The 23,152-nt window shown below is 60.0% G+C and carries 27 protein-coding genes and 1 pseudogene; 12 read left to right on the top strand and 16 right to left on the bottom strand.

What is annotated here, in order from left to right:
- The first annotated feature begins 191 nt into the window (after positions 1 to 191).
- On the top strand, positions 192 to 812 hold the full coding sequence (locus SINAR_RS0107900) for a hypothetical protein (protein ID WP_027998599.1): 621 nt from the start codon (positions 192 to 194) through the stop codon (positions 810 to 812).
- 88 nt (positions 813 to 900) lie between these two features.
- Here the strand turns inward: SINAR_RS0107900 and SINAR_RS0107895 are convergent, their stop codons facing one another.
- The 4 genes from SINAR_RS0107895 to SINAR_RS0107880 form a co-directional block, all read right to left on the bottom strand.
- Complete coding sequence (locus tag SINAR_RS0107895) at positions 901 to 1,512, bottom strand: ATP-dependent Clp protease proteolytic subunit (protein WP_027998598.1); 612 nt, start codon at positions 1,510 to 1,512, stop codon at positions 901 to 903.
- 44 nt (positions 1,513 to 1,556) lie between these two features.
- Positions 1,557 to 1,916 (bottom strand): SRPBCC family protein, encoded by a 360-nt coding sequence (locus SINAR_RS0107890; protein WP_027998597.1) that lies wholly within the window; start codon positions 1,914 to 1,916, stop codon positions 1,557 to 1,559.
- Positions 1,913 to 2,227, bottom strand: a complete 315-nt coding sequence (locus SINAR_RS0107885; RefSeq protein WP_027998596.1) for an ArsR/SmtB family transcription factor — start codon at positions 2,225 to 2,227, stop codon at positions 1,913 to 1,915. The genes SINAR_RS0107890 and SINAR_RS0107885 overlap by 4 nt, the downstream gene beginning before the upstream one ends.
- 210 nt (positions 2,228 to 2,437) lie before the next feature.
- On the bottom strand, positions 2,438 to 3,271 hold the full coding sequence (locus SINAR_RS0107880) for an oxidoreductase (RefSeq protein ID WP_027998595.1): 834 nt from the start codon (positions 3,269 to 3,271) through the stop codon (positions 2,438 to 2,440).
- Between the two features lie 119 nt (positions 3,272 to 3,390).
- Between SINAR_RS0107880 and SINAR_RS0107875 the strand changes: the two genes are divergently transcribed.
- Positions 3,391 to 4,275 carry a LysR family transcriptional regulator gene (locus tag SINAR_RS0107875; protein WP_027998594.1) on the top strand — a complete coding sequence of 295 codons (885 nt, stop codon included), beginning with the start codon at positions 3,391 to 3,393 and terminating at the stop codon, positions 4,273 to 4,275.
- 24 nt (positions 4,276 to 4,299) lie between these two features.
- Positions 4,300 to 4,503, top strand: a complete 204-nt coding sequence (locus SINAR_RS0107870; RefSeq protein ID WP_027998593.1) for a hypothetical protein — start codon at positions 4,300 to 4,302, stop codon at positions 4,501 to 4,503.
- A 26-nt stretch (positions 4,504 to 4,529) separates the two neighbouring features.
- Here the strand turns inward: SINAR_RS0107870 and SINAR_RS1000000136500 are convergent, their stop codons facing one another.
- Together SINAR_RS1000000136500 and SINAR_RS0107865 are read right to left on the bottom strand one after the other, a co-directional pair.
- Positions 4,530 to 5,621, bottom strand: a complete 1,092-nt coding sequence (locus SINAR_RS1000000136500; protein ID WP_150852002.1) for a hypothetical protein — start codon at positions 5,619 to 5,621, stop codon at positions 4,530 to 4,532.
- Positions 5,622 to 5,954: 333 nt separating this feature from the next.
- A complete protein-coding gene (locus SINAR_RS0107865) occupies positions 5,955 to 6,827 on the bottom strand; it encodes an SDR family NAD(P)-dependent oxidoreductase (RefSeq protein ID WP_050577443.1) in 873 nt (290 codons plus the stop codon).
- A gap of 109 nt (positions 6,828 to 6,936) precedes the next feature.
- Here SINAR_RS0107865 and SINAR_RS0107860 point away from each other — a divergent pair, with 109 nt between their 5' ends.
- Complete coding sequence (locus SINAR_RS0107860; RefSeq protein ID WP_027998591.1) at positions 6,937 to 7,845, top strand: LysR family transcriptional regulator; 909 nt, start codon at positions 6,937 to 6,939, stop codon at positions 7,843 to 7,845.
- Between the two features lie 84 nt (positions 7,846 to 7,929).
- On the opposite strand, the gene SINAR_RS01000000133135 is transcribed toward SINAR_RS0107860, so the two are convergent.
- Positions 7,930 to 8,862: a LysR family transcriptional regulator gene (locus SINAR_RS01000000133135; RefSeq protein ID WP_033057188.1), complete on the bottom strand. Its 933-nt coding sequence runs from the start codon at positions 8,860 to 8,862 to the stop codon at positions 7,930 to 7,932.
- 168 nt (positions 8,863 to 9,030) lie between these two features.
- Here SINAR_RS01000000133135 and SINAR_RS0107850 point away from each other — a divergent pair, with 168 nt between their 5' ends.
- From SINAR_RS0107850 to SINAR_RS0107840, 3 genes are read left to right on the top strand one after another with little or no spacing between them, the layout of a single operon-like run.
- Complete coding sequence (locus tag SINAR_RS0107850) at positions 9,031 to 9,429, top strand: hypothetical protein (RefSeq protein WP_027998590.1); 399 nt, start codon at positions 9,031 to 9,033, stop codon at positions 9,427 to 9,429.
- Entirely contained in the window at positions 9,429 to 10,076 is a 648-nt protein-coding gene (locus tag SINAR_RS0107845) for a DedA family protein (protein WP_050577442.1), read from the top strand. The genes SINAR_RS0107850 and SINAR_RS0107845 overlap by 1 nt, the downstream gene beginning before the upstream one ends.
- Positions 10,066 to 10,734 carry a class I SAM-dependent methyltransferase gene (locus SINAR_RS0107840; protein ID WP_027998588.1) on the top strand — a complete coding sequence of 223 codons (669 nt, stop codon included), beginning with the start codon at positions 10,066 to 10,068 and terminating at the stop codon, positions 10,732 to 10,734. Before SINAR_RS0107845 ends, SINAR_RS0107840 begins: the two co-directional genes overlap by 11 nt.
- Positions 10,735 to 10,833: 99 nt before the next feature.
- Here the strand turns inward: SINAR_RS0107840 and SINAR_RS1000000136495 are convergent, their stop codons facing one another.
- A complete protein-coding gene (locus SINAR_RS1000000136495; protein ID WP_150852001.1) occupies positions 10,834 to 11,109 on the bottom strand; it encodes a hypothetical protein in 276 nt (91 codons plus the stop codon).
- An 82-nt stretch (positions 11,110 to 11,191) separates the two neighbouring features.
- Between SINAR_RS1000000136495 and SINAR_RS0107835 the strand changes: the two genes are divergently transcribed.
- Both SINAR_RS0107835 and SINAR_RS0107830 read left to right on the top strand, forming a co-directional pair.
- Positions 11,192 to 11,800 carry a recombinase family protein gene (locus SINAR_RS0107835; protein ID WP_027998587.1) on the top strand — a complete coding sequence of 203 codons (609 nt, stop codon included), beginning with the start codon at positions 11,192 to 11,194 and terminating at the stop codon, positions 11,798 to 11,800.
- Positions 11,800 to 12,894, top strand: a complete 1,095-nt coding sequence (locus SINAR_RS0107830) for a helix-turn-helix domain-containing protein (RefSeq protein ID WP_050577441.1) — start codon at positions 11,800 to 11,802, stop codon at positions 12,892 to 12,894. Before SINAR_RS0107835 ends, SINAR_RS0107830 begins: the two co-directional genes overlap by 1 nt.
- Here the strand turns inward: SINAR_RS0107830 and SINAR_RS0107825 are convergent.
- The 3 genes from SINAR_RS0107825 to SINAR_RS0107815 form a co-directional block, all read right to left on the bottom strand.
- Entirely contained in the window at positions 12,849 to 13,874 is a 1,026-nt protein-coding gene (locus SINAR_RS0107825) for an alpha/beta hydrolase family protein (protein ID WP_027998585.1), read from the bottom strand. The two genes, SINAR_RS0107830 and SINAR_RS0107825, sit on opposite strands and share 46 nt — an antisense overlap.
- A gap of 237 nt (positions 13,875 to 14,111) precedes the next feature.
- Positions 14,112 to 15,410, bottom strand: coding sequence for a mechanosensitive ion channel family protein (locus SINAR_RS0107820; RefSeq protein WP_027998584.1), 1,299 nt, complete (start codon positions 15,408 to 15,410; stop codon positions 14,112 to 14,114).
- Positions 15,411 to 15,562: 152 nt separating this feature from the next.
- On the bottom strand, positions 15,563 to 15,943 hold the full coding sequence (locus SINAR_RS0107815; RefSeq protein WP_027998583.1) for an ester cyclase: 381 nt from the start codon (positions 15,941 to 15,943) through the stop codon (positions 15,563 to 15,565).
- Positions 15,944 to 16,046: 103 nt separating this feature from the next.
- Here SINAR_RS0107815 and SINAR_RS1000000135135 point away from each other — a divergent pair.
- Both SINAR_RS1000000135135 and SINAR_RS0107810 read left to right on the top strand, forming a co-directional pair.
- A pseudogene (locus SINAR_RS1000000135135) lies at positions 16,047 to 16,183 on the top strand (VOC family protein); the annotation flags it as partial.
- 216 nt (positions 16,184 to 16,399) lie between these two features.
- On the top strand, positions 16,400 to 16,825 hold the full coding sequence (locus SINAR_RS0107810) for a VOC family protein (protein ID WP_027998582.1): 426 nt from the start codon (positions 16,400 to 16,402) through the stop codon (positions 16,823 to 16,825).
- 210 nt (positions 16,826 to 17,035) lie between these two features.
- Here SINAR_RS0107810 and SINAR_RS0107805 read toward each other — a convergent pair whose 3' ends face one another.
- The 5 genes from SINAR_RS0107805 to SINAR_RS01000000133130 all read right to left on the bottom strand — a co-directional run bounded on the left by SINAR_RS0107805 (position 17,036) and on the right by SINAR_RS01000000133130 (position 22,176).
- Positions 17,036 to 18,238 (bottom strand): MFS transporter, encoded by a 1,203-nt coding sequence (locus SINAR_RS0107805; protein ID WP_027998581.1) that lies wholly within the window; start codon positions 18,236 to 18,238, stop codon positions 17,036 to 17,038.
- Between the two features lie 93 nt (positions 18,239 to 18,331).
- The gene (gene chrA / locus SINAR_RS0107800; RefSeq protein ID WP_027998580.1) at positions 18,332 to 19,747 is read right to left on the bottom strand and encodes a chromate efflux transporter; all 1,416 of its coding nucleotides are present in this window, start codon (positions 19,745 to 19,747) and stop codon (positions 18,332 to 18,334) included.
- Positions 19,748 to 19,763: 16 nt separating this feature from the next.
- Positions 19,764 to 20,750, bottom strand: a complete 987-nt coding sequence (locus SINAR_RS0107795; protein WP_027998579.1) for a chromate resistance protein ChrB domain-containing protein — start codon at positions 20,748 to 20,750, stop codon at positions 19,764 to 19,766.
- A 330-nt stretch (positions 20,751 to 21,080) separates the two neighbouring features.
- A complete protein-coding gene (locus SINAR_RS0107790) occupies positions 21,081 to 21,683 on the bottom strand; it encodes a gamma carbonic anhydrase family protein (RefSeq protein WP_027998578.1) in 603 nt (200 codons plus the stop codon).
- Positions 21,667 to 22,176 carry a MarR family winged helix-turn-helix transcriptional regulator gene (locus SINAR_RS01000000133130; RefSeq protein WP_234710578.1) on the bottom strand — a complete coding sequence of 170 codons (510 nt, stop codon included), beginning with the start codon at positions 22,174 to 22,176 and terminating at the stop codon, positions 21,667 to 21,669. Before SINAR_RS01000000133130 ends, SINAR_RS0107790 begins: the two co-directional genes overlap by 17 nt.
- A gap of 294 nt (positions 22,177 to 22,470) precedes the next feature.
- On the opposite strand from SINAR_RS01000000133130, the gene SINAR_RS0107780 reads away from it, so the two are divergent.
- Positions 22,471 to 23,100, top strand: coding sequence for a response regulator transcription factor (locus tag SINAR_RS0107780; RefSeq protein ID WP_027998577.1), 630 nt, complete (start codon positions 22,471 to 22,473; stop codon positions 23,098 to 23,100).
- The last annotated feature ends 52 nt before the right edge of the window (positions 23,101 to 23,152 follow it).

Genomic DNA, 23,152 nt, shown 5'->3' with positions numbered 1-23,152 from the left:
GTTCGGTGCGGGTGGGAAACGGCCGGGCAGCCATTCCCTGTAATGCAACATAACGGACGTTCAGCGGTTACAGGAGCGAACCACCTGGCCGCCGCTGGGGCCTCCACGCGATTGGATGCTCACCGCCGAATGGCATTGGCGTTCAGGGTATTGGCGACACCAAAGGATTGCACTTCCGCCGGAGAAACGGGTTGCAGTGGATTGAAGATCACCGCGAACTTATCACTGCGCTTACCGGGCTGGGGACCCTGGCCGTCTGGGTGATCTACCTGCAGGTGTTCGTCAGCAACTATCGAAGGCAGCTCCGTGCCACTTTGCTGATTACACGCGGCGCGGGATCCGGATTGGACGCTCGATGCTTCCTGAGCAATATGAGCTCGGGACCCGTCCACGTGGCCAGCGTGATTGTTAAACTGGAGACCCCTGCGGGGTCGCTCATCTGCCCTGTAACGGACATGCTGCATCCGGAAGGAGAGGCTCCGGCCGAACCTCGGCAGCGCACGCGGCAAGGCCCTCTGGGGAGCGGCGAGACCAGGGATCTGGGTTCCTTTGGTACGCTGATGCACCACGCGCTGCATGCCAAATCGGAACGCCCGGTTGCCAACGAACGGCACACCGAAGTTCGCTCCATCATGGTGGAAATCGTCGGCCATTACGGCTCGGAAGACCTTCCCATAGGCGCGCGCAGAGTTTTCGTTGTGCTCGAAAATGCCGGCGGACCGGTGATCCGTGGGCGAGAGCTGCAGACGGAGCAAATCAGAAGCAGGCGGGACAGAAGAAGGCTGATGGCCGATTTGGAACGTGACCGTTGAAGTCACGTCGTCGAGATGCAAAGCTGCAAAGCGGGATCGCCGCCCGGCGCGTAATCCCTGGCGAAGACGCGCGATTTTGCGGCAGAGATTACAGGCTGGCCGTATCTTCCCGAACCTTTAGAATACGGTCGATCAGGCCCCATTCCAATGCTTCTTCCGCCGTCATGAAACGGTCGCGATCCATCCCGCTTTCAAAGTCTTCATAGGACCGTCTGCAATGCTCCGCGTAGAGCCGCGTCATGCGCTGCTTGGTCTTTAGAACTTCCTCGGCGTGAATCAGCATGTCGGAAGCCTGCCCTTGGAAGCCGCCGGAAGGCTGGTGAATTAGGATACTGGCATTGGGCAATGCAGCTCTTTCGCCGGGTTCGCCTGCCATCAGAAGAAACGATCCCATAGAACGGGCCGTCCCCATGCAAAGCGTATGAACCGGCGCGCGGATAAAGCGCATGGTGTCGTACATGGCCATGCCGCTGGTCACGACGCCGCCCGGCGAATTGATATAAAGGCTGATGGGCTTTTTGGGGTCTTCCGCTTCCAGAAACAGCATTTGCGCGCAGACGAGCGCCGCAACAGTATCGTTGACCTCACCATTGAGGAAGATAATCCGCTCGCGCAGAAGCCGGGAATAAATATCAAATGATCGTTCCCCACGGCTCGACTGTTCTACGACCATAGGGACGAGCTGCATCGCTTCGCGCATCGGCGACCTCCAGACTTTCAGAATTCATGGTGAGGCTCGCCGCGTCAGGCGGCAAGCATGAGGGGAGGGCTGTTGCTGTTCGCGGCTGCCCTTGCCATTCCGTCGAATCTCGTGTCCGTCAGTTCGTGGACGATCCGAAGGCGGGTTCCGCCCGTCGCGATCGGAGTGATCGTGAACGTCACAGTGCTTTCCAGGAACGGCGGGCTATCGTCGCGCAGCTTGTACCGGACTTCCTGGCCGGGGGTGACAGTGACCGTATCGTGATCGGCCAGTGCCTCCTTTGGCAGCCACCTCTCCCTGAATTCGGGAATGCTGATAGCGCGCCAGACCTTTTGCGGCGGATCGCCCAGGTCAAATTCCATTTCGACGCCGCTGTCCTGCTCCTTGGTCTTCCCTTCGTTCATTGATCCATGTCCTTCAGCAAGACCTTGAGAGCTTCAATGCGCGTGGGCCAGTAGGTGCGATACTTCGCCAGCCATTGAGCGATGAGAGCCAGTCCCTCCGGATCGACCTCGTAATTCACGAAGCGCCCCTGCCGTTCTTCCCTCACGAGCTTTGCATTGCGCAGAACCGCGAGGTGCTGCGACATTGCCGGCTGGCTGATCTCCATGCCCTCGCGCAAGGCGCTGGCGTTCATGCTCCCTGCCGCCAGCTTCTCGAAGATCGCGCGCCGGGTCGGGTCTGCCAAAGCCCGGAAAAAGTCATTCTCGATCATGCGGTCACATAAGCACAAACTTATGCGATTCGAAAGCCTGTTTCGAGGCGGCTTTGCGTTATCGCGAAAATCCTGAATTTCGAAGAGCGACTGCGAAAACTGCCCGTCAATCCTGCCGACCGCTCCAGAGCGTGCGCGCGGATACATGTATTGAATCAGACATCCCGGTGGCCAGCTGCCGACCGGGATGACTTGAGGGAAGCCGTTCTGTCACACGTCGAAGTCCGTGGAGACAGCAAGCTCTCTCCATTTCGCCAGCTCCTCGCCAACGCTTGCATTCTGTTCTTCGATCTTTGCCACCGTGTCACTGCCAAATGGCATGCGCAACGGAGGATTGACCGCATTGGCGAGCGTCAGAATGCCCCTGGCCAGCTTTGCAGGGTCACCGGGCTGGGCGCGGTTGGCAGCAGCCGCGAAATCGCGCATGTCACCGGCCGGGGTTCCGACATAGTCCGGGATGGAAGCCGGGCTGATCGCCAGCGAGCTGTCGTGCAGGAAGTCCGTGCGGAAGAAGCCGGGCTCGATGATCGTCACCTTGATGCCGAAGGGAGCGACCTCCGCTGCCAACGACTCCGACAAGCCTTCGACTGCGAACTTCGTCGACCCATAGACGCCCCAGCCCGGATAGCCGAAGTAGCCGCCGATCGACGAGAAGTTCAGGATATGGCCCGAGCGCTGGCGGCGCATGTGTGGCAGCACGGCGCGCGTAACCTTCAGGACCCCGAAGACATTGGTGCCATAGAGGGCCTCGATCTCGCTTGCCGTTGCTTCCTCGACTGCGCCCAGCAGGCCGTAGCCCGCATTGTTGGCGAGCACGTCGATGCGGCCGAACCGCTGCACGGCGAGTGCTGCTGCCTCCTTTGCCTGGTCTTCGTTGGTGACGTCGAGGGCGACGGCCAACAGATTCGGGTGTTCGCCGATCTTTTCCGTCACGGCCTTGGGGCTGCGCGCGGTAGCGACGACGGCGTCTCCAGCGGCCAGGGCTTCCTTGGTGATCAGCGCCCCGAAACCGCGGGACGCGCCGGTGATGAACCAGACTTTCATGACGATCTCCTTCCGATGTCGTGTTCTTCAGCTCTCTGCTGACGGGATGGAATTTGACCGCAAAATCGCTGATGTATAAGATTTGTTTTTTGAGAGACAATATTGAGTGAGATTCATCAATGCGTGCGACCGAATTGTCGGAGTTGTCGGCTTTCGCGGCCGTAGCCCGCCACAAGAGCTTTCGCAGGGCGGGTGAGGAGCGGGGCGTGACCGCATCCGCCATCAGTCATGCCGTTCTCAATCTCGAGGACCGGATCGGCATTCGCCTGCTCAATCGCACCACGCGCAGCGTATCGCTCACTGAGGCGGGCGCGCTGCTGCAGTCGCACCTCGACCCGGCCTTCGGTGAGATCACGTCGGCTCTCGATGCGCTGAACCGCTTTCGCCATACGCCCTTCGGCAGGGTGAAGCTGAACGTCCCGAACTCGATCGCCCCGTTCGTCGTTGGTTGGATTATCGGCCCACTACTGGAGAAGAACCCGAATCTCGAGCTCGAGATCAGCGCGACCGACAGACTCGTCGACATTGTGCAGGAAGGGTTCGATGCCGGCATTCGCTTCGGCGAGCGCGTGGCGGAGGGTATGATCGCCGTGCGCATCAAGCCCAGATTGCGGCTCGTGGTCGTCGGATCGCCGGGCTATTTCGAACGGCGGCCGGTACCGCTGACGCCGCATGACCTCAAGCGTCACCTCTGCATCCAGAACATGTTTCCATCGGGGGCGCGTTATCCATGGGAATTCGAGAGGGACGGGCAAGCCATCACCTTCCAGCCGACCGGACCGCTGTCGCTCGACGATCACGAGCTCATGACCCAGGCCGCGCTCGGCGGCGTTGCGCTCGCCTATGTCTGGGAGAAGCGGGTCGAGAAGTTCGTTGCCTCCGGTGAATTGATCCGGGTGCTGGACGACTGGTGCCAGCCGGAAGAGGCGCTATATCTCTACTATCCAAGCCGGCGGCATATGTCCGCCGGCTTTCGCGCCCTTGTCGACGCGATCAAGGCATGAGGGGACGATTGGAGAGTGCAGGCGATGACCAGCGAAAGGGCCGACCGTATTCCCGACTGGCTGATCAACGGGGGCCTTCCAGGCGCGAGCGAGGGCCACCTGATCGCGGGCTTCTGTCAGCGCGTGCTCGCGCTCTGCGTTGCGTCGAGCTCGCAGAGGCCGCGATCTTCCTCGACACCCTTGATCGGGGTCGGGTTCAACATCGTACGCAATCGTACGCTTAGCTAGAGCGAACGGTACATGAACCTGCAGAGTTATTGCTTTGAGACAGTAGTCGTTGTTGCGGGTTTTGTAATCTGCTCTGAACGTTTCCGCGCCAGGAAATCTGCACGTTCTCGGATTGCTGGGCTTCGATCCCGGCCAAGCTCCGCAATCACATCGTCTAAGCCAGCAAACGTTTGTCGTCGTTCGATAAGCGCATCGGCCGCGATGCGTCTTACAATCGCGGATTTATCTCGAAGCCCTTCGGATATTAGGGCGTCATTTGAATGTTGTTCGGTAAGCGCGCGTTGAGCGTATAGCGGAATTCGTCTGCTGAGGTTGAATTGCTTATCAATCCATTTTCGGCCGAACCCAATCGGCCAGGTTGCATACCCATCAATCAAAGCCTTCAAAGCCACTGCTCGAACATTTGGCTGCCTCGCGTGGCGCGCTAGTAAGAGCAGGTGGCGATCAAAGCCATTTCCTCGCAGGAGATACCGCAATTCAGTTGCCAGGGCCCCTTTCGTCTCTTGCGCAAACCTTTCTACCAACAAGGTGTTGACGTCCTCGCGCTCAAAAAGCGCATCGACAAGAGAGGCTTCTTCTTGCTCCCATCTTCCCCAGATTCGCCACCGGGTAAGTAAAAAGGGTGCTGCGGTGACCACGACCTCCGGCGCAATTAACGGAAATACCCGTTTGGCGCAGCGGCGCGCTGCACGGCGAACGGGCTCGGCCCAGTCGTTGAGCCTGTAGACAAGAGCGGCCAAGAAGAATGCAGTTTCAGGTGGGCCTGAAAAGCGGTGGAGAGCTGCCTCTCTTACATATCCATCTCGATGAAACAGAAAGAGACGGGCTAAGCTGGGGGTATTTGCCAAATGATCAAACGCCGACCTGCTTGGTTTGCTGCGGCTTAGTCCGATCAGAGCCAAGAATGAAGGACGCGAACTGAGGCGCGGATAAAGTTCGGCGAGGTAGGCAATTTTCGCATCAGCCCAAGTAATAGCCTGCGGAGGCAACAGGCTCAGGCCAGTTACTACATCAGCGAGATGCGCTTCTGAAAAATTTCCCGTGGAGAGATCTTTTCTCAGTTCGATGAGAGCGGCCTCTACGCTCAAAGGGAATAATTTGGTTGATTGTACTGCCAATGACTTAACCTCAGTTAGAGTGTAATAATCTTAAGGTTTGCCTCTGTAGAATATTACTTCCATCCCTAATCCGCATGAGGGTCTGCCGACTGGTCCCAAATTTCCGCACAGGCTTGCGTGACCGACGCCCGCCCATACACATCATCCCCATTCCCGACTAAGGGGGAAGGAACAAGGGCCTCTTCGGACGGTCAGTTCTTCCGTGCCAGCGACCGCGCCGCGAAACGCGGCGACATCAATCTCCACTATAATAACGAGCCGAAGGATGCTATTCAGATCGTGCCGCGCTGCGGCAAAGAAAAGTGCCAGGTCGGGTCTGCCCCAGCCCCGAGTTTAGGCAAGGTCACCACCATCGATCCCGATGACGTGGCCGCTGATGTACGAGCTTGCGTCGCTGGCGAGAAAGACCACCAGGGAAGCCACTTCCTCCGGCGTACCGACGCGGCGCATCGGGTAGGGGGCAACGAGCTGTTCCGTCGTCACTTTCCAGTCGCGCCGCACCCGCTCCAGCATCGGCGTCTCGATCGGTCCGGGCGCGATGGCGTTGATGCGCACGTGCCGGCCATACTCCTGAGCGGCGGCGCGGGTCATGTGGATGACGGCGGCCTTGGAAGCTCCGTAGGCGACGATGTTCGGGAAGGCGTGCCGGCCCCCGATCGACGCCATGTTGATCACCGCGCCTCGTGACTGCACGAGATGCGGCAGTTCGTATTTCATCGCGACGAATACGCCGCGCAAATTGGTGGCGATCTGGTCGTCGAAACCGGCAAGGTCCGTATCGGCGATGGATGCCGGCGGCAGGTCGATGCCGGCATTGTTGAAGGCGATGTCGAGGCGGCCATATCGCTCGATGGTCTCGGCCACGAAACGCTCGACTTGAAGCGCATCACGCACGTCCGATTTGATGTAGACAACGTCACCGCCGGCGGCGCGCAGGCGGCGCTCTACCTCGCGCCCGAGCGCTTCCCGCCGACCATTGAACGCGACCTTGGCACCGGCCCGAGCAAGGGCGCCGGCGGTCACCGCCCCAATTCCGGACGTGCCGCCGGTCACGATTGCGACCTTGCCCTCGAGACTACGAGGGTTTTGCGCCATCGCGGGTGCCGCCGTGAAACCGGCGCCGGCCGCTGCGCCAGTCGCGAGCATGCCGCCGATAAGTTGCCTGCGCGGAATCATCGTCATGTCGGATGTGATCTCGTCGGTCACCACGCGTCTCCTCTCTTGCCATGGATGGAGGAAAGGCTAACCAAGAGTATTTGCCGAATAAATCCGTGTCTGCTTTCAGGATTTTAAAGTCTGAGTTTATAATCGGCCCATGAACCTGAGACCGGATCCATTCTCTGGCCTTTCGGCCTTTCTCGCGGTGGCGGAGGCGGGCGGCTTCACTGCGGCGGCGGCGCGACTGGATGTCTCGCCGGCTGCCGTAAGCCAGGCGGTAAAGGCCCTCGAAGAAAGGCTCGGCACGCCCTTGTTCATCCGCACGACGCGGCGCGTCGGTCTGAGCGAGGCCGGCGCGGCCCTGCTGGCGCGCATCAATCCCGCTGCGGCCGAGATCATCGCCGCTGTCGAGCAGGCGGCGGCAACGGACGAGCCCTCGGGATTGCTGCGCCTCACCGTGCCGCGGATGGCGGTGCCGCTTGTCGTCGAGCCGGTCATCCCCGCGCTGAAACGCGCTCATCCGCGGATCGCGGTGGAGATCGCGGTCGAGGATGCGACGGTCGATTTGCCCGGGCGCGGCTTCGATGCCGGCATCCGCATCGGTGAGTATATCGAGCGCGACATGGTCGCGGTGCGTCTTACCCGGGACATCGCCTGGTCGGTGGTGGCGAGCCCGGCTTATGTCGCCGCGCGCGGGAGGCCGGAGACGCCACAGGAGCTGACGGCTCATGAGGCGATCCGCTACCGCTTTCCGCGTTCGGGCGCACTCTACCGGTGGGAGTTCGAGCGGGACGGCCGCGCCTTCTCCGTCGATCCGCCCGGCAGCCTGATCGTAAACGACGGTGCATTGCTCGTCTCCTGGGCACGCGCCGGCCTCGGCCTCGCCTACGTGGCCGACATCGCAGTCGAGGCGGAATTGCGCGGCGGCCACCTCGTCCGAGTTCTCGAGCCCTTTCTGCCGACGACGCCCGGCCTCCTTCTTTACTTCCCGCAGCGCGCACAGGCTCAGCCGAAGCTGCGCGCCTTTATCGATGTAGCCAAACAGGTGCTGCGGTCGATTCGATGAGCAGAAGCAGACTGCCAGGAAGCGACAAAGATTTGCACCGGCGGAATGGCAGCGACCCGGGCAATATCTGCCTGAGGCGCGCTCCTAGGGCGTCCTCGACACAAAGCCTTGCCGCTGCGGCTCTTGCGCCCGGGCACGGGCGAACTCTATCAAGGCTCGGAGCTTCGGCAGCAGAGAATTACGCTTCGGATAATAGAGAAAGAGACCGGGCGACTCGGTCGCGTGATCGCCGAGAACGCCGATCAGACGGCCCGAGGCGAGATGCTCGTGAATGACGGGCTCCGGCACGTAGATCAGACCAACACCCTTGAGCGCGGCCGCCACTGTGACCGGAGTGTCGTTCAGGATCATCGGGCCTTGCACTGTGACTTCGTAGGTCCGCTCTCCGTCCCGAAAGGTCCAGTTCGCGATCTTTCCGGAGGTGCTGAGACGGAACCGGATGCAGCGGTGGCTTGCAAGATCTTCCGGTCGTTCTGGTTTCGGAAACTCAGCGAAATAGTCTGGCGAACCGGCGACAATGAACGGGAAGGACGGCGACAGCCGCATGGCGATCATGTCGGGCTGCAGACGTTCCCCGAGACGGACACCCGCATCGAAGCCGTTGGCGACGATGTCCGAGAGCCCATCTTCGGCAAAGAGCTCAACCTCGATGTCAGGGTAGGCTGCGCAGAATTCCCGCATCGGATCGAGAAGAAACGGAATAACGCCCCGGGATGCGTTGAGCCGAAGCGTTCCTGAGGGGCGGCCGCTGTAGATCTTCATTGCTGTAAAGCAGGCTTCGAGGTTTTCCAGCGCCGGACGCGCCTGCTTCAAAAACAGTACCCCAGCCTCGGTAAGGCCGACGCTGCGCGTGGTCCTGGATAGCAGCGCGGTGCCGAGACTGGTTTCCAGCGCTTTGATCATCTGGCTGACGGCAGAGGGCGAGACGCCGAGATCGGCGGCGGCGGCACGAAAGCTCATGCGTTCCGCCACTCTTATAAAGGCCGCCACTGCGTCGGTCTCCGTGCGCTTCAACATCACCCTTCCTTCGCGCGCCCTCTCTGACGCTCGCCGAATGCCCCACCAATCCCTGACCGCGCAATTGTTAAGTGGGCGTGATCAACCTGTGCGATTCAAGGTTAATTATCAACTGCGGTTAAACGACATACATTTTCAGAACAGTCGTGTAAACCGGGTCCGTTCGACATGAAACTGCAGGTCATTCATCGACGCTTTGCTATCGAGTCAGCGGTACTTGTCGTTCTTCTCGTCCTGGCGTTCGCCACAGTGGCCCGGTCGTCCGATTTCACACCGGCGGGAGGGAAACCGGGCCCGTATACGCAAAACACGCGCAACACCGCATGGCGCGAAGCGCGCCCGGTCGGAGACGAGACTTTGTCAGGATCGGAAGACGTCGCCATCGACAGCCGGGCCCACATCTTCGCCGGTACCGTCGATGGCGCGATCTGGCGCGCGGACCTCAATACAGAGACGCCGCGCTTCGAACGGTTTGCCGGCGTGGGAGGACGCCCGCTGGGCCTCGTCGTTGGAACCGATGATGTTCTCTACGTGGCCAATCACGGAATCGGGCTGCAGGCGGTTTGATGGATATCGATCCGATCGGCGAAGTCATGGCCTGGATCGCCGCCTGCGGGGTGGCGGGGCTGTTCGGCATCGCCCTTGCTGAACGTTTCGTACCCGTGCTGCCATCGTACGGCTTTCTTGTCGCTGTGGGTGTCGCCGCCGCAGAGGGCACGTGGTCACTCCCCGTTGCTCTTTTCACGTCGATCACCGGCAGCCTTCTGGGCTGCGTCGTCTGCTATTTGCTGGTGAAGGCACTTGGAGAAGCGCGATCACGTACGCTTCTCTACAGCATCGGCCGTCTTTTCGGCATATCGGTTGATCGCGTCGAGCGCTGGACGGCGAGTCTGCACGACAAACAGGCAGCGGTTGCGTTCGCCGCACAACTCGTCCCGACCATCAGGCTGCTTGCACCCGGGCTGGCCGGGCTCCTGCGTGTGAAGGCAACCGGTTTCGTGATGGCTTCCGCCTGCGGGGTCGCACTCTGGAACAGTACGTTCATCGGATTGGGATTCGCGACCTGCACCGTGCTCGACGGTGCCAATGCCTCTGCTCTGGCACTGAGTGTGTTAGTGCTCCTGGTGATTGCGGAGGGTGTCGCAGTCGTGATCTGGACCCGCCGGCGCGCCGGACGGGCAGCAATCGAGAGGATATCAGCTGATGACCAATGAGGCCCAAAAACCGGACGCAGGTCCCCTGAGAGATCTCGTCAGGTTCTTCCGCGCCTGGCTATCTGATCCGCTACGCGTAGCCGCGGTCATACCCTCAGGGATGGCCCTGGCGAACGCGATGACCAGGGAAATCTCAGCCGCGACGGGGCCGGTCATCGAGCTTGGCGCCGGGACCGGGGTATTTACCCGCGCGCTCATCGCCCGCGGTGTTCCCGAGGGTCAACTTGTGCTCGTCGAGTCCAGCTTCGATTTCGCCCAGCTTCTCCAACTCCGCTTTCCCCAGGCTCGCACGCTTCGCATGAATGCGGCTCAGCTCCGCCATATCGAGCCGTTCGGCCCACGCGGCGCCGGCGCGATCGTTAGCGGCTTGCCGCTCCTTTCGATGTCACCACGCGAGGTCATCAGAATTCTGGAAGGCGCGTTCGGTCACCTTCGGCCCGACGGCGCGTTCTACCAGTTCACCTATGGCCCAAGATGCCCGGTACCGAGGGCGCTCTTGGATCGCCTTGGGCTTAAGGCGACACGGATTGGTGGCGCCTGGGCGAACGTTCCGCCAGCGGCCGTCTATCGATTTCGCCGGCGGCCGGCGCACACGATGGGCGTAAACCGGGTGCTCGAATCCCATGTGTCGGCACCACCCTCATCGGCGGCGGTTTGATGGCAGCGGGTCAGGCCCGCACCAGGTCTTCAACGGACGACAACGTTTCCATTAGTCTCCGGTAAGTCGCCGGGTATGGATCGGCATCGACGGAAGCCGCTAAACGGTCCCGAAACCTGGTCGTGGCCGATCCAGACGAATCCTGTTGTCGGCAAGGGTTAATGGCCAGCTTGGCGCGGTTTTTCGAATTTCCTGACGCGAGGTTTCGGTGACAACGGCCAAGTCGCGCCGGACCTCGTCTTCCGTGCCTTCCTTGGCATAAAGCACAGCAACAACGCGGACTTCAGGCGTTGTTTGCTCCTCATCGCTGCGGATCATCCTCCCAAGGCAGCGGTGGAAGAAAGAACTAACCAAAAAATCGACGTACAGGGGCAAAACGACCTGTCCACAAATTAACTTGACAGGTTTTCGAACAGGCAGAATATTTCGGACAGCCTATTCGGACGAAATTGATCACATGCCGCGCACCTTTGCCTATGTCCGCGTTTCCACGACCGGACAAACCACGGAAAATCAGATTCAGGAAATCGAAGCGGCCGGCTTCCAGGTCGAGCCGCGCCGGATCGTCACCGAGACGGTTTCCGGCAGCACTGCCATCGCGCAGCGCCGTGGCTTTTCACGGCTCATGGACAAGCTGGAGTCTGGCGACATTCTGATCGTGACCAAGCTTGATCGGCTCGGCCGCGATGCGATCGACGTCAGTACCACGGTCAAGACGCTGGCCGAAATGGGCGTCCGCGTCTATTGCCTCGCGCTCGGAGGTGCCGACCTCACCAGTTCGGCAGGCACCATGACCATGCATGTGCTGAACGCCGTCGCGCAGTTCGAGCGCGATCTGCTGATCGAGAGGACGCAATCCGGTCTCAGGCGCGCCAAGTTTGAGGGGAAGCTTCTCGGTCGCCCCTCGACCCTCAGCGAAGAACAGAAGCAAGGTGTGCGTGACGACTTGGCTCGGGGGACCAGCGTTTCGGCAATCGCCAGAAAATACGCGACCAGTCGGCAAACCATTATGCGCGTGCGAGACGAAACGCAGCGACCAAGTCACTCGCGCAATGGAGCGACCTGATGTTGGCGATACCATTGCCTTTTGTGATAGCGCTTCTGCTCGTCATCCTCCTGATCCGGGTCCTTGCCCAGCGCGAAGCCAATCTACGGCCGGTCGCCGGTTTCATCAGCGTTTGCATTCTTCTGGTAACCCTAGTTGGGCTCCGCTGGAGCGTTGATCTCCGGATGGTACGATTGCTCCAGCCCGTCGTCGCGGCACTGCTGCCATCCTTCGCCTGGCTTTGCTTTTCCGATCTTGGGCAATTGCCATCGAATAGGAGGTGGCTTCATTTCTTGCCAGCCGCAGTAATCCTGGTTCTCTCGGCTACTTGGCAGAGATGGCACCCGCCGATCGATCTGCTCCTGCCGATTCTTTATTTCGCCTATGGCACATCTCTGATCCATCGTTCGTACGGCGACTCCAATGGTTTCGAGAGAACGCGACTGAGCGACGTTACCAACGCTCGAAGGGCAGCGCTATCGGCAGGCTGGCTGCTCCTGTTATCGGGTGCCGTCGACCTCATGATCGCTGCCGACTTCCTTCTTTATCAGGGTAGCCACGCCGTCTCTATTGTCGGCATCGCCAACGTCATTACGCTGCCATTGTTGGCCTACGCGCTCGCGGTTCTCGGCTGGAGTGTGCCGCAAATGCAATCGTCGAACCAAACCTGGGTTGACGGTCAGGACGAACAGCCCGCCAACTACGAAACAGCGTCGGCAGCGCAAGATGACGCTCGGATCATAACTGCAATCGAAACCATCATGCGGGACAAACATCTATTCCGCGATCCGGACCTCACACTGAATCGCCTTTCACGCAAACTGGGCATTCCGTCGCGCCAAATCTCGGGTGCAGTAAATCGGAACCTCGGCCGAAACATCTCGCAGGTTGTCAACGAATACCGGATCAGGGAAGCACAGCACTTGCTATCGGAAACCGATCGCTCAATCACGGCCGTGATGTTCGATTCGGGCTTCTACACCAAATCCAACTTCAACCGGGAGTTTTCCCGAGTAACAGGCATGACGCCGAGCGACTATCGCCGCTCGGCCGGCCAATCGAATGCTGACTACTCTGCCGGGATGGCTTTGGTCAAGAATCCGCTAACGAGATAAGCTAGCTCGCGATGGATTGCTTCACGGTTTCGCGTCCCGCCGTCCTTGCAGACCACGCCATTGGCCGGCTCTTCCTTTTCGATGAGCGCGGCGGCACCCGGCTTACAGAGACCCATGAAGCTGAAGTGCATGGCATCTGGAATTTCGATATAGGTCGAAGACATTTCCGGGAGGTGATCCGCAAGATATCCGGTTTCAAGTCTCGACGGTAAACCGCCGATATCGATGCCGGCCGCGATCACGAGAGATGGTACCCGCAGCGTTGCCAAACTCGCCGGAGTAAATCCCCTCGCCAGTCCGAGATCAAGGGACACAAATGCTCGCACACGCGGGTCCATCATATCTCTCTCAATTTGAAGCCGGCTTAGTCCAAGCTCGTTCTTAAGAGCGCACGCGCGAGGGCTGGTGCGGGCTTGGCAGTCCTTTTCAAACCACTTCGTATCAAAACGCGCACCGGCTAACGCCGTGACCGTCCATCCGCCCAACGAATGCCCGATGGCTGCAATCCGACCGGCATCGACCTTGCCGGCAAGGGTAGAATCGCCCTCCAAAAGATCGATCACGCGGCTAAGATCGCGCGGGCGTTCCCAGAGTTGCGCCGCCTGCGCAGGATCCATATTGAACGTTGTCGTGCCAGGATGGTCAGGTGCTGCAACGATGTAACCTTGCTCGACGAGATCAATTGCCAACCAGCTGAGGTTTCGCCACGAACCGCTATAACCGTGCGACAGTACGACAAGTGGCCGCCCCGTTGACGCAGGTTTCGCATCCCGAATGGCCGGGACGCCGAAGAATGCACGGTTCTCGCCGACGATCTCTACCTTGGCGTCGTCTTCGGTTGGGTACCATATGCTGATATGAAGGGGCCGCGCTCCACCTTTATCGATATCGGTCTCTCGGAAGCCAATGGCGTCCGCAGAGTGGGCGAGTTCGGTGGTGACCAGCAAGAACCCCAGGGCGTGCAATAGAGATTTGAACATAGAAGCCTCTCGTTAGAATGAGCACGGCTTCATGCGCCAAAATCAGGGCCAAAGAGACCTAGAACACGATTGAGTACGCCAAGACGGCAATTGTATTTCGGGTTCTTTCTACGTTAGCGCAGGATTTTGAACAGATCTTGTTCTGCCCGAGGCCAAATTCACGCCTGTACGGCGGGAAATCCAGCCCTGACGGATATACTTGCAAGGCCGGACGCGAGAAGTCATCGGCGATCAAACTTATGCCCGAGGCGTCCGTTGAACTTCGACCGGCGTCTTCATGATGATCTCTCGATGCGGGAAGGGGATGGATATCCCCGCCTCCTTGAACGCATCCCATAATGCCATCAGAACCTGGCCGCGCACATTCGTCAGGCCGTTGGCCGGATCCGAGATCCAGAAGCGCAGGCGGAAATCCAGCGAGGAGGCACCGAACGCCGTCATCCAGCAGACCGGCGCCTTGTAGTTGGCGGCAACACGGGGGACGGCCGATGCCATTTCGATGGCGATCCGTACCACCTCATGCGGGTCACTGTCGTAGGATGTACCGAAATCGACGTCGATACGGACGTAGTCGCTGGAAAAGGACCAGTTCACCACCTGTTGGGAGATGAAGTCCTCATTGGGGATAAGGTACTCCTTCCCGTCACGGGTAATGACCGACACGAAACGTGCGCGCAGGTCCCGAATGGACCCGAACGTGTCGCCAAGGGTGATCGTGTCGCCTGGCTTGATCGACTTGTCGAGCAGGATGATGATCCCGGATATGAAATTGGACACAACCTTCTGCAGTCCGAAGCCGACTCCGACACCGACTGCACCCGAAAATACCGTTAGAGCAGTGAGATCGATGCCTGTCGCAGACAATGCGATGGCGCCGGCGATTATGATCAGCGCGATCTTGATGACCTTGCTGATCAGCACTTTGAACGACGGCGAAAGGTCGCCCGAACGTTGAACCCAATGGGAAAGCACGTTGCCGACGAGCACTGCGACCCAGATCAGAGCGATTGTCAGAACAATCGCCTTCAGAACGGTCAGCAGCGAAAGACGCATCGCCCCCAGATTGACGGCGGCAGCGTCCAGGGTCGACAGCACAGGGCCGTCGAGCCCGGTGGCATAAATCGCAAGGTAGCCCCAGCTTACGATAGCGACCACGCGCGACAGGGTCGGGTTGCGGATAATCTTGGTCAGCACGGAAATGACGAACCAGGCAGCCGCCAGAGACAGCGCGGTCGAGACAAGCCATCGCTGCGAGGGCCAGGTCCCTTGGGTGAGAATGACGTTGGCGAGCCACAGCCAGCCGGTCAGAAAGAGCCATTTCAGACGGCGCATGAAGGCGATGATCACGCGCAGCAGATCCGGGTTGCCCTTGATGCGCCGGGCCCTGGTTTCCATAGCCGGCTCGGTTCTGGACGCAAGGAAGGAGGCAAAAACGTAACCGGCCGCGATGATTCCAAGCTGGTAGAATGTCCATTCGCTCAGCACGAATGTCCTGAACCAGATTTCAAGCGGGCGAACTATCTGCGTGAAATCCACGGCCGAGCCTCTTGAGATTGATTGCAATCCAAGCATCTGATTCAGAAATGTTAGCGCGAAGCGGCCGCCGGCAAAAGCATAGACGTCAATATCTATGCGCTGTGACCCCTTTCATCACTCGAGTGCAGTCGCATGATCTCCGCCGGCGTGGTTCACTTCGCTATCTGATCTTCGATCGCTGCTTTATCGATGACGGAAAATACATCGGCAATCTTGCCGTTTCGCACTTCGTAAAACACGTTCTCTGCGAAGGAGATGCGCCGACCATCAATCCTTAGCCCGAGGAAGTTGCCTTTCGGCGAGCAGTCGAACAACAATCTGGCGGCAATGAGGGGGGGCTCGCACGCCAGACGATCGATTGTGAAACGCAAATCGGGAATGTCCTCAAAATCCTTTATAAGCATCGACCGATAGCCTGACAGTCCCAGGGGGCGACCGTTGTGTCTGGCATCGTCGGCAACATACCGCCCAAGTTCATTCCAGTCCTGTCGATTCAGGCAGTCTATGTAGGCACGATAGAAGGCTTTCAGCATCATGCTTCTCTCTCCGAGGGTCGCGGGAGCTAAAGAAGTGCCGCGATCCTGATCGTGATCTCGGATCGGTGACAGCTGGCGCGTCATCGTATCATCAGATCGCGGCGGCCCGACATTCAAACACAGTGAAGCCTTTTCGTTCCAGATCAGCATCAGGAAGAAACAGATCGCTATTGGAACGCTATCGTCGGCAATGGCGGTCAGGAGAGCGAATGCGTCTGGTGCAAGGATGGGAGAGGGGCTCTTGTCGGTGATCGACGGATCGAACCGTTGCTCTTCGTTTCCTTACATTCGCCTTGGCGCTCACGTTCGGCGGAGGAGCGTCAAGGCCCAAGAAAAGACAACTCCCAGTGATAACAGGCCCCCTCACGGGCTATGCTTTTGCGGCAATGCTCTTGGACGCAAAGGCGGCGCCAAACTGATGTACCAAGCCACGATTTAACGGGAGGATTGCTCATGAAGGCCCGGATCTCTGTACTGACGCTTGGTGTCGCAGATCTTGAACGGTCTCTCGCTTTCTATCGTGACGGATTGGGGCTAGACACCCCAGGGATCGTGGGCCGCGAATTCGAGCATGGCGCCGTCGCATTCTTTGATCTTTCGAACGGTATCAAACTTGCGATCTGGAATCAGGACGATTTGGCTCACGATACCGGCCTGACGAAAGCGCCCGCCAGCAGCACATCGTTCTCGATCGGTCATAACGTCTCGCAACGAAGCGAGGTGGATGAAGTCATGGAACAGGCACGTGAAGCGGGCGCGACCATCGTGAAGGCTGCCCAAGAGACATTCTACGGGGGATATGCGGGCTACTTCACCGATCCCGATGGCCATCTGTGGGAGGTCGTGTGGAATCCGGCCAATCTGCCGGAGGGGGACTGACTTGAGGCAACTCCCGTGAGGCTGAGGCTTCCGCAAGAGCGACGCCGCCAATTGTTTGCCGGTTAAGCCACGTGATCGATGACCAGAGTGCCTGCCGCCAGCGGTTTCTTCGCAACTGAGATCTCCACGGACTTTTGCCCAAGAGAAGGGCCGAGCCTCTGGCAACCAAGATGAGTTACGGATCATCATTGGCTCTCAGGCGCGTTTCGTTCAGCACTCCTCAGGTGGCTTCACGTGCCGGAATTGCAGCAGCAGTAGCAGGTCGTAGGTGATCTTCAGTGCGCCACAGATCAGGAGCGGCCAGGCTTGATATGATGCAGCGAAGAGGGCACCTGCGAGCGCGGGGCTGGCAGCCGCCGAAAGACTTCGGGGAACTGACGTGAAACTTGCTGCGGCAGCGCGCTCCGCCTCCGTCACGACCGCCATTACGTAAGACGAGCGTGTTGGCACGTCCATCTGCGAGAGCGCCGCCCGAATGAGCAGCAAGGCGAGCGTCAACGGCAAGGTTGGCGCGAATGCCGCCAGCATCAGCGCTATGCTCGACGGGATGTGCGTGAACACCATCGTGTTGACGAGCCCAACGCGCTTCGACAGCCATGCGGCGACCGGAAAGGAGAGCGCCGACAGCACGCCCAACCAGAAGAAAAACACCCCGGCTTCCGCGAGCGACAGATTGAACCGTTCGAACAGCCACAAGGCGAGCAACGACTGGACCACGAACCCGCCAGCGAAAGCATCAAGGCTGAACAGGGCAGCGAGCTTCAGCACGATAGCGCGCGAAGGGCCAAGCGCCGTCTTCGGGGGCTCGTCGCCGGTAATGCGCGGAGGTATGCGGGCATAAAGTACAGCCCCCGCCAGACCCAGGAGTGCATAGAGAACGAACATCAGCTTGATGGCGGTCAGCGGCCCTGGCCCCAGGGGCGTGATCAAGTCAGGCATGGCTGCGGCAAGGGCGCCAAACGCGCTCGCGAGCGCCCCAACGAGGCTGTAGCGAGCGAACATGCTCGTGCGCTCGACACTCGCGACCTCGCGAGTGAGCACCGCGTGCTCCAGTGGCACGAAGACGCTCACACTGCCGGCGGACGGATTGATCGTGCCGGCAAATGTGACGACCAGCAGCAGCGCATAATCGTTGGTCATGGACATGGCTGCACCAGTGGCCACCATCAGGCTCGCGGCGCCCAGCAGCAACCCGCGCAGCTCACGGCGCGCGCCCAGAAACCCGACCACCAACGTCAAGAACGCCGAGCCAAAAAGCGATGCCGTGGCGATGACACCGACTTGCAGGGGTGAAAACCCCAGTGCAAGCAGATAGACGGGCAGCAGAATGGCGACGAAACCGTCCCCGAAGTCGCGTAAAGCTCGCGCCGCTAAGAGGTATGTAGTCGGATGAATGCTCTGCACGGGTCGCACTACTTTCCTACGTAATGCTGTCGAGGAGCCGCACTGGCGCACTGCTCACTATTTATGCCTGCGGAGTGTCTCACCTTAGATGGGATTGATGCGCTAGACCCACCCCGTGAGGAATCCATAGGAAAGCCCGATGAACGAGCAGCCGGCCAGGACCGTCAGCATGCCGATCTTGAAGCGGAACACTGCGAGCATCGCGCCAAGCGTCAGGGTCAGCGAGGCGAGGTTGACGGAACTCAATACCGGGACGTCGATCGTCATGCCGAGGCCACGCGCCTCATAGAGTTCGCGGAACAACACGTGCAGTGCGAACCAGATCGCCAGATTAAGGATGACGCCGACGACTGCGGCAGTGATCGCGGCCAGTGCAGCGGACAGCGCCCGGTTGCTGCGCATCGTTTCCATGAAGGGTGCGCCCAGGAAAATCCAGAGAAAGCAAGGTACGAAGGTTACCCAGGTCGTCAGAATTCCACCAAGCGTGCCGGCAAGCAGAGGGTCGAGAGAGCCAGGGTCACGATGCGCCCCCATGAAACCGACGAACTGGGTGACCATGATCAGCGGTCCAGGCGTAGTCTCCGCCATGCCGAGACCATCGAGCATTTCGCCGGGTCTCAGCCAGTGGTAGTGTTCGACAGCCTGCTGGGCGACGTAGGAAAGAACCGCATAGGCGCCGCCGAAGGTGACCATCGCCATCTTCGAAAAGAAGATCGAGATGTCCGTGAAGACATTGCCTGGACCAAGCAACGCCAGCAGCACAAGCACCGGCGCAAACCATAAAAAGAGTGCCACACCGGCGACCTTGAGCGACCAACTGATTGGCGGGCGCGCGTGGGCCGGGACCTCTTCGCCAAGCGCTGTCTCGGCGTCGGCGACCTGTTTGCCACCGACTTTGCCGTGGCCGTTGCCCGCCTGGAATGCAGCCCATCCGGCCCGACCGCCGATATAGCCGATGAGGCCCGCAGCGAGGACCACCAGTGGGAACGGGGCACGGAACAGGAAGAGCGCGATGAAGGCCGCGGCGGCAAGCGCTATCATGACGTTGTTTCTAAGAGCACGCCGGCCGATACGCAGAACCGCCTCGAGCACGATCGCCAGAACTGCGGCCTTCAATCCGAAGAACAGCGCCTGAACGGCTCCGACATTTCCGAACAGGGCGTAGATCCAGCTCAGCGCCATGATGGCAACGGCGCCGGGAAGCACGAATAGCGTCCCCGCGACCAGTCCGCCCTTCGTCTTGTGCATCAGCCAGCCGATATAGATCGCAAGCTGCTGCGCCTCCGGCCCCGGCAACAGCGTGCAATAGTTGAGCGCGTGCAGGAACCGCGTTTCGCCAATCCAGCGTTTCTCCTCGACGATGATGCGATGCATCATCGCAATCTGCCCGGCAGGACCGCCGAAGCTTAAGGCGGCCACACGTGCCCAGACGCGCAGTGCCTCGGCGAAGGTAACGCCGTGGGAAGGCGTGTCAGCCCGCTGGACCGGCGCCGTATCGAGACTGTCAGACTGGTTCATGGCTGGCTTTCCGTAATCATCCGCGCTTTGCGCGGAAATACTGATAGAGGTTGTCGAAGACCGGCCCGCCTTGGGCAATGCGTTGCTCGTCCTGCGGATTGGCTGCGCAGATGCCGGCAACCAGGCTGGCGATGCCGGTCGCCTCCTCGCGCCCGAACTTCGCATCCTTCAAATCGATGTCGTGGACGATCTCGGCGATTGCCTGGAGCGCCGGATCGGTGATGCCAACCCTGGTGAGTAGGACCTCGAAACTGCATCGATCGCCTTCATGAGTAATCTCTCCCTCGAACATGTCGAAGCGAATTTCGCCAGAGTTGGGGACGTAGCCTTTGCCGGGCACGAACCGAATGACGGCATCCGGATCGATGAAGCGGCGGATGAGCCAACTGCAGGCGATGCGATCGACATGCACACCTTTGCGCGTGACCCAGATCCGCCCCTTCAGATCCGCCGCCGTGAGCGGCGTCGTTCTCGCCTCCTCGTCGGCCATGTCGGTGTCCTCTGCAAGTCTGCTTTCAAGTTCCGCGATTAAGCTCTCTGCGGAGAGGCGGCCGGTCGCGCCGAAGAAGTCGATGGTGGCGATGTCCGCGAGGCGCTTGCGCAGCCTGCCGACCTGTGCGCGAATCTCGGCCCGTACCTCTGCCGACGCAGCCGCCTCGAGCCGGGCTGAAAGCGTCCGCGCCTCGTTCGCGATTGTCTCGTAGTCCTCGTCGCGAGCCGCATCGAACAGCGCGTGCGCTTGGGCGTCCGAGAGGCCGTCGATCAGACGCGCCTCGCACACCATGGCCTCGCCACCGCCTTCGACGATCTCTTTCAGCAGCCATTCAAAATCCTCCTGTGTCTCAGCATTCGCCGGCAGCGCGTAGACCGTGCTCTTGACGGCGACGGCGCCGATGCGCTGCAGGCGCCGCCAGACCTTCACTCGGAAGTAGGCTGGTTTGCTCGGCAGTTGGTGGATCAGAAGCAGCCAGCGGCGCTCCGCCGGCATGAAATCGTCCTTCATGTTCCCACCGTATCATCAACGATCCGAAAAGCAACACTTGTATCATTCAAGATTGTGAACGCCATTGGCGTGGAGGCGCCAGAGGCGATTGCTCGGCCATCGCGGGGGCATTACAAGAGTAGTGCGTAGGTGTCCGGAATTCATGAACGAACAGCGAACACGTCGTTGGATGGCTTTCAGACCCACTGGGCAGAGTGTTGATTTCCGTAGATACTCATCCAGAAACCTATAGCCAATGAACACCCTCTGAGGCCGCCGGCTCGGTGTCGCTTATATACGCGATATACACTGGACGCGCTGATCATAACCATCGGCGACGCTTTACGACATTTAGCCGACGACCGTGTCGCCGATGTGTGATCCCAAGCTCTCGGAGAGGCGCCGGGTGACCTGTCGCATAAGATCCGGCGTGGCACGGTCGTAGCCATAGACCCACTCCGGGAAGTTCAGCGGCTTTTGTATCGCCCAGATTTCGTCGTGTCGGTCGGGCGGCAGGACGCAAGCCGGGTCGCCAACAGCTACCCAGCCGATTGGCACCGTGCTGCCGGCCGCGAGGCGGGTCCGCAGGTGGACGGTTGCATGGACGCGTACTTCCGTGCCGCGGCCGAGATGGGCGCCGTGGAAGATTGCGGCGGAGGTCGCGACGAAGACCTCGTCCTCGATTGTTGCGCCAATGACATGGGCGTTCGGCCCGATGAGGCAGTGATTGCCGATGACGCAGCCGTGACGAGGATTGGCGCGGATCACTGCGTTCTCCATCACGATACAGTCGCGGCCGATCCGGATGGAGCCGCCTGCTTCGCCGATCACCCTTGCTCCGTGCAGAATGCGCACGCCCGGGCCAATGATCACGTCACCGCAGACGGTTGCGTCGGGGGCGATCCAGGCTGTGGGGTCGATCTGCGGGCTCTTGTCGTCATGTGCGATCAGCATGTGGTTCTCCTTTAGCGCCGGCGACGTGTTCGAGTTCACTCGCCCGGGTACCAATCGGGCAGAGCGGGCCGCTGCAAAGCCCGTGGTCGCAGAGACGGCAGGTCGTACGGGCAAAGGCCCGGGACCGAGTTGCCGACGCAAGTAGCCGATCGAGGGACCGCTCGAACCGCACACGTTCGGCCTTCGGCAGCGTTGCCAGCAGACGTTCCATGGCGTCCAACCGGGCCGCCTGCAGGGCATTGGTACTTTCCGATCCTTCGCGGGTAAGGGCCAGCGGCGCCCTCCGCCCCGATCGTCCTTCGCGCACGACGAGGCCGCGTCGGATGAGGCCATCCACAACTCGGACTGCGGTTGGCTGGGTGATCCCGGCGATCATGGCGAGCTCTGTCGCCGTCATTGGCCCGTGATAGTGTAAAGTCAGGAGAAGGGCGGCGGCACTGCGCGACAAATCGCCGAACGATGTCTCGATCGCGTCGACAACGAGCAGTCCCATGACCCCGAGTTTGTTTCCATCCAACATATGCATAGGCTATGCATTTTTGAGACTAGCGTCAAGACGACCGGACAACCAGGCGGGTCACGCCTGGGCCCGCTGACGCCAGGCACGCACCCATCTATCGCCATCAACTTCCACCGACCGGCGGCGGCAAGGCGGCCGTGCAGAATGTAAAAAGACGTTTTAAGACACGTTTCGTCGCTCGACGATGAAATGTACGCAATTTGTGATGTTACTGTTCGGACCGTCGCTGGATGAGTGCGCGTCACCGCATAGGACGCAGGGAGGCACATGTCGCAGGAGGTCGGAGGCCGGGTATTGGTCGCGGAGCGCAACCCACTGGTGATTGCCGCTCTTCGCGGACTTTTTTCCGAAAACGCCAGGTTTTCCATCATCGATACGGCGCGGACATCGGCCGAACTTTGCGAGAAGCTTGCCTCCATCAGGACGGACTGCGTGCTGCTCAGTTGGCAGCTCGACGATGCAGAGGCGCCCGAGGTGCTTGCGGAACTCAGCCGGCTGGGTCTCGACCCGAGGATTGTCCTCTTTGCCGATACCAGCAACCCCTCGGTCCTCAACGAGACCATCCGGCTTGGTGTCAACGGTCTCTGCTACCAATTCGAAGATCCTGGAATCCTGTTCGCGACGCTCACCGCCGTAATGCAAGGTCGGATCTGCATTCCCTATACGGTGCTCTCGAAAGTCTCGAACACGCCATTCCAGCAGCTCACCTCTCGGGAACGTGAGCTGCTCGGCATGCTGGCCAACGGTTGGACCAATATCCAGATTGCCGCACGAACGGGCATTTCCGAGAATACCGTGAAATACCACCTCAAAAATCTTTACGACAAACTCGAAGTGCGCAACCGCGCCATGGCGGTCGCCCTTTACGCCAAGGAACGCCGGCGCAATCCGGAGTGACTACCTGCGGGTAGTCTTTCACTACCCAATCCTTGCAAGTGACCACCCGTTA

Source organism: Sinorhizobium arboris LMG 14919 (assembly GCF_000427465.1).
Lineage (GTDB): Bacteria > Pseudomonadota > Alphaproteobacteria > Rhizobiales > Rhizobiaceae > Sinorhizobium > Sinorhizobium arboris.
This window is presented reverse-complemented; position numbering and strand designations above follow the sequence as displayed.

Excerpts from the sequence above, each read along its gene's own strand:
- SINAR_RS0107780 (WP_027998577.1), top strand. The coding sequence starts at position 22,471 with ATGTCGCAGGAGGTCGGAGGCCGGGTATTGGTCGCGGAGCGCAACCCA.
- SINAR_RS0107870 (WP_027998593.1), top strand. The coding sequence starts at position 4,300 with ATGACCAGCGAAAGGGCCGACCGTATTCCCGACTGGCTGATCAACGGG.
- SINAR_RS0107880 (WP_027998595.1), bottom strand. The coding sequence starts at position 3,271 with ATGAAAGTCTGGTTCATCACCGGCGCGTCCCGCGGTTTCGGGGCGCTG.
- SINAR_RS0107890 (WP_027998597.1), bottom strand. The coding sequence starts at position 1,916 with ATGAACGAAGGGAAGACCAAGGAGCAGGACAGCGGCGTCGAAATGGAA.
- SINAR_RS0107790 (WP_027998578.1), bottom strand. The coding sequence starts at position 21,683 with ATGCTGATCGCACATGACGACAAGAGCCCGCAGATCGACCCCACAGCC.
- SINAR_RS0107825 (WP_027998585.1), bottom strand. The coding sequence starts at position 13,874 with ATGTTCAAATCTCTATTGCACGCCCTGGGGTTCTTGCTGGTCACCACC.
- SINAR_RS0107830 (WP_050577441.1), top strand. The coding sequence starts at position 11,800 with ATGTTGGCGATACCATTGCCTTTTGTGATAGCGCTTCTGCTCGTCATC.
- SINAR_RS0107885 (WP_027998596.1), bottom strand. The coding sequence starts at position 2,227 with ATGATCGAGAATGACTTTTTCCGGGCTTTGGCAGACCCGACCCGGCGC.
- SINAR_RS0107850 (WP_027998590.1), top strand. The coding sequence starts at position 9,031 with ATGAAACTGCAGGTCATTCATCGACGCTTTGCTATCGAGTCAGCGGTA.
- SINAR_RS0107875 (WP_027998594.1), top strand. The coding sequence starts at position 3,391 with ATGCGTGCGACCGAATTGTCGGAGTTGTCGGCTTTCGCGGCCGTAGCC.
- SINAR_RS0107815 (WP_027998583.1), bottom strand. The coding sequence starts at position 15,943 with ATGCTGAAAGCCTTCTATCGTGCCTACATAGACTGCCTGAATCGACAG.
- SINAR_RS0107840 (WP_027998588.1), top strand. The coding sequence starts at position 10,066 with ATGACCAATGAGGCCCAAAAACCGGACGCAGGTCCCCTGAGAGATCTC.
- SINAR_RS0107845 (WP_050577442.1), top strand. The coding sequence starts at position 9,429 with ATGGATATCGATCCGATCGGCGAAGTCATGGCCTGGATCGCCGCCTGC.
- SINAR_RS0107835 (WP_027998587.1), top strand. The coding sequence starts at position 11,192 with ATGCCGCGCACCTTTGCCTATGTCCGCGTTTCCACGACCGGACAAACC.
- SINAR_RS01000000133130 (WP_234710578.1), bottom strand. The coding sequence starts at position 22,176 with ATGGGACTGCTCGTTGTCGACGCGATCGAGACATCGTTCGGCGATTTG.
- SINAR_RS0107810 (WP_027998582.1), top strand. The coding sequence starts at position 16,400 with ATGAAGGCCCGGATCTCTGTACTGACGCTTGGTGTCGCAGATCTTGAA.
- chrA (WP_027998580.1), bottom strand. The coding sequence starts at position 19,747 with ATGAACCAGTCTGACAGTCTCGATACGGCGCCGGTCCAGCGGGCTGAC.
- SINAR_RS0107860 (WP_027998591.1), top strand. The coding sequence starts at position 6,937 with ATGAACCTGAGACCGGATCCATTCTCTGGCCTTTCGGCCTTTCTCGCG.
- SINAR_RS01000000133135 (WP_033057188.1), bottom strand. The coding sequence starts at position 8,862 with ATGTTGAAGCGCACGGAGACCGACGCAGTGGCGGCCTTTATAAGAGTG.
- SINAR_RS0107795 (WP_027998579.1), bottom strand. The coding sequence starts at position 20,750 with ATGAAGGACGATTTCATGCCGGCGGAGCGCCGCTGGCTGCTTCTGATC.
- SINAR_RS0107895 (WP_027998598.1), bottom strand. The coding sequence starts at position 1,512 with ATGCGCGAAGCGATGCAGCTCGTCCCTATGGTCGTAGAACAGTCGAGC.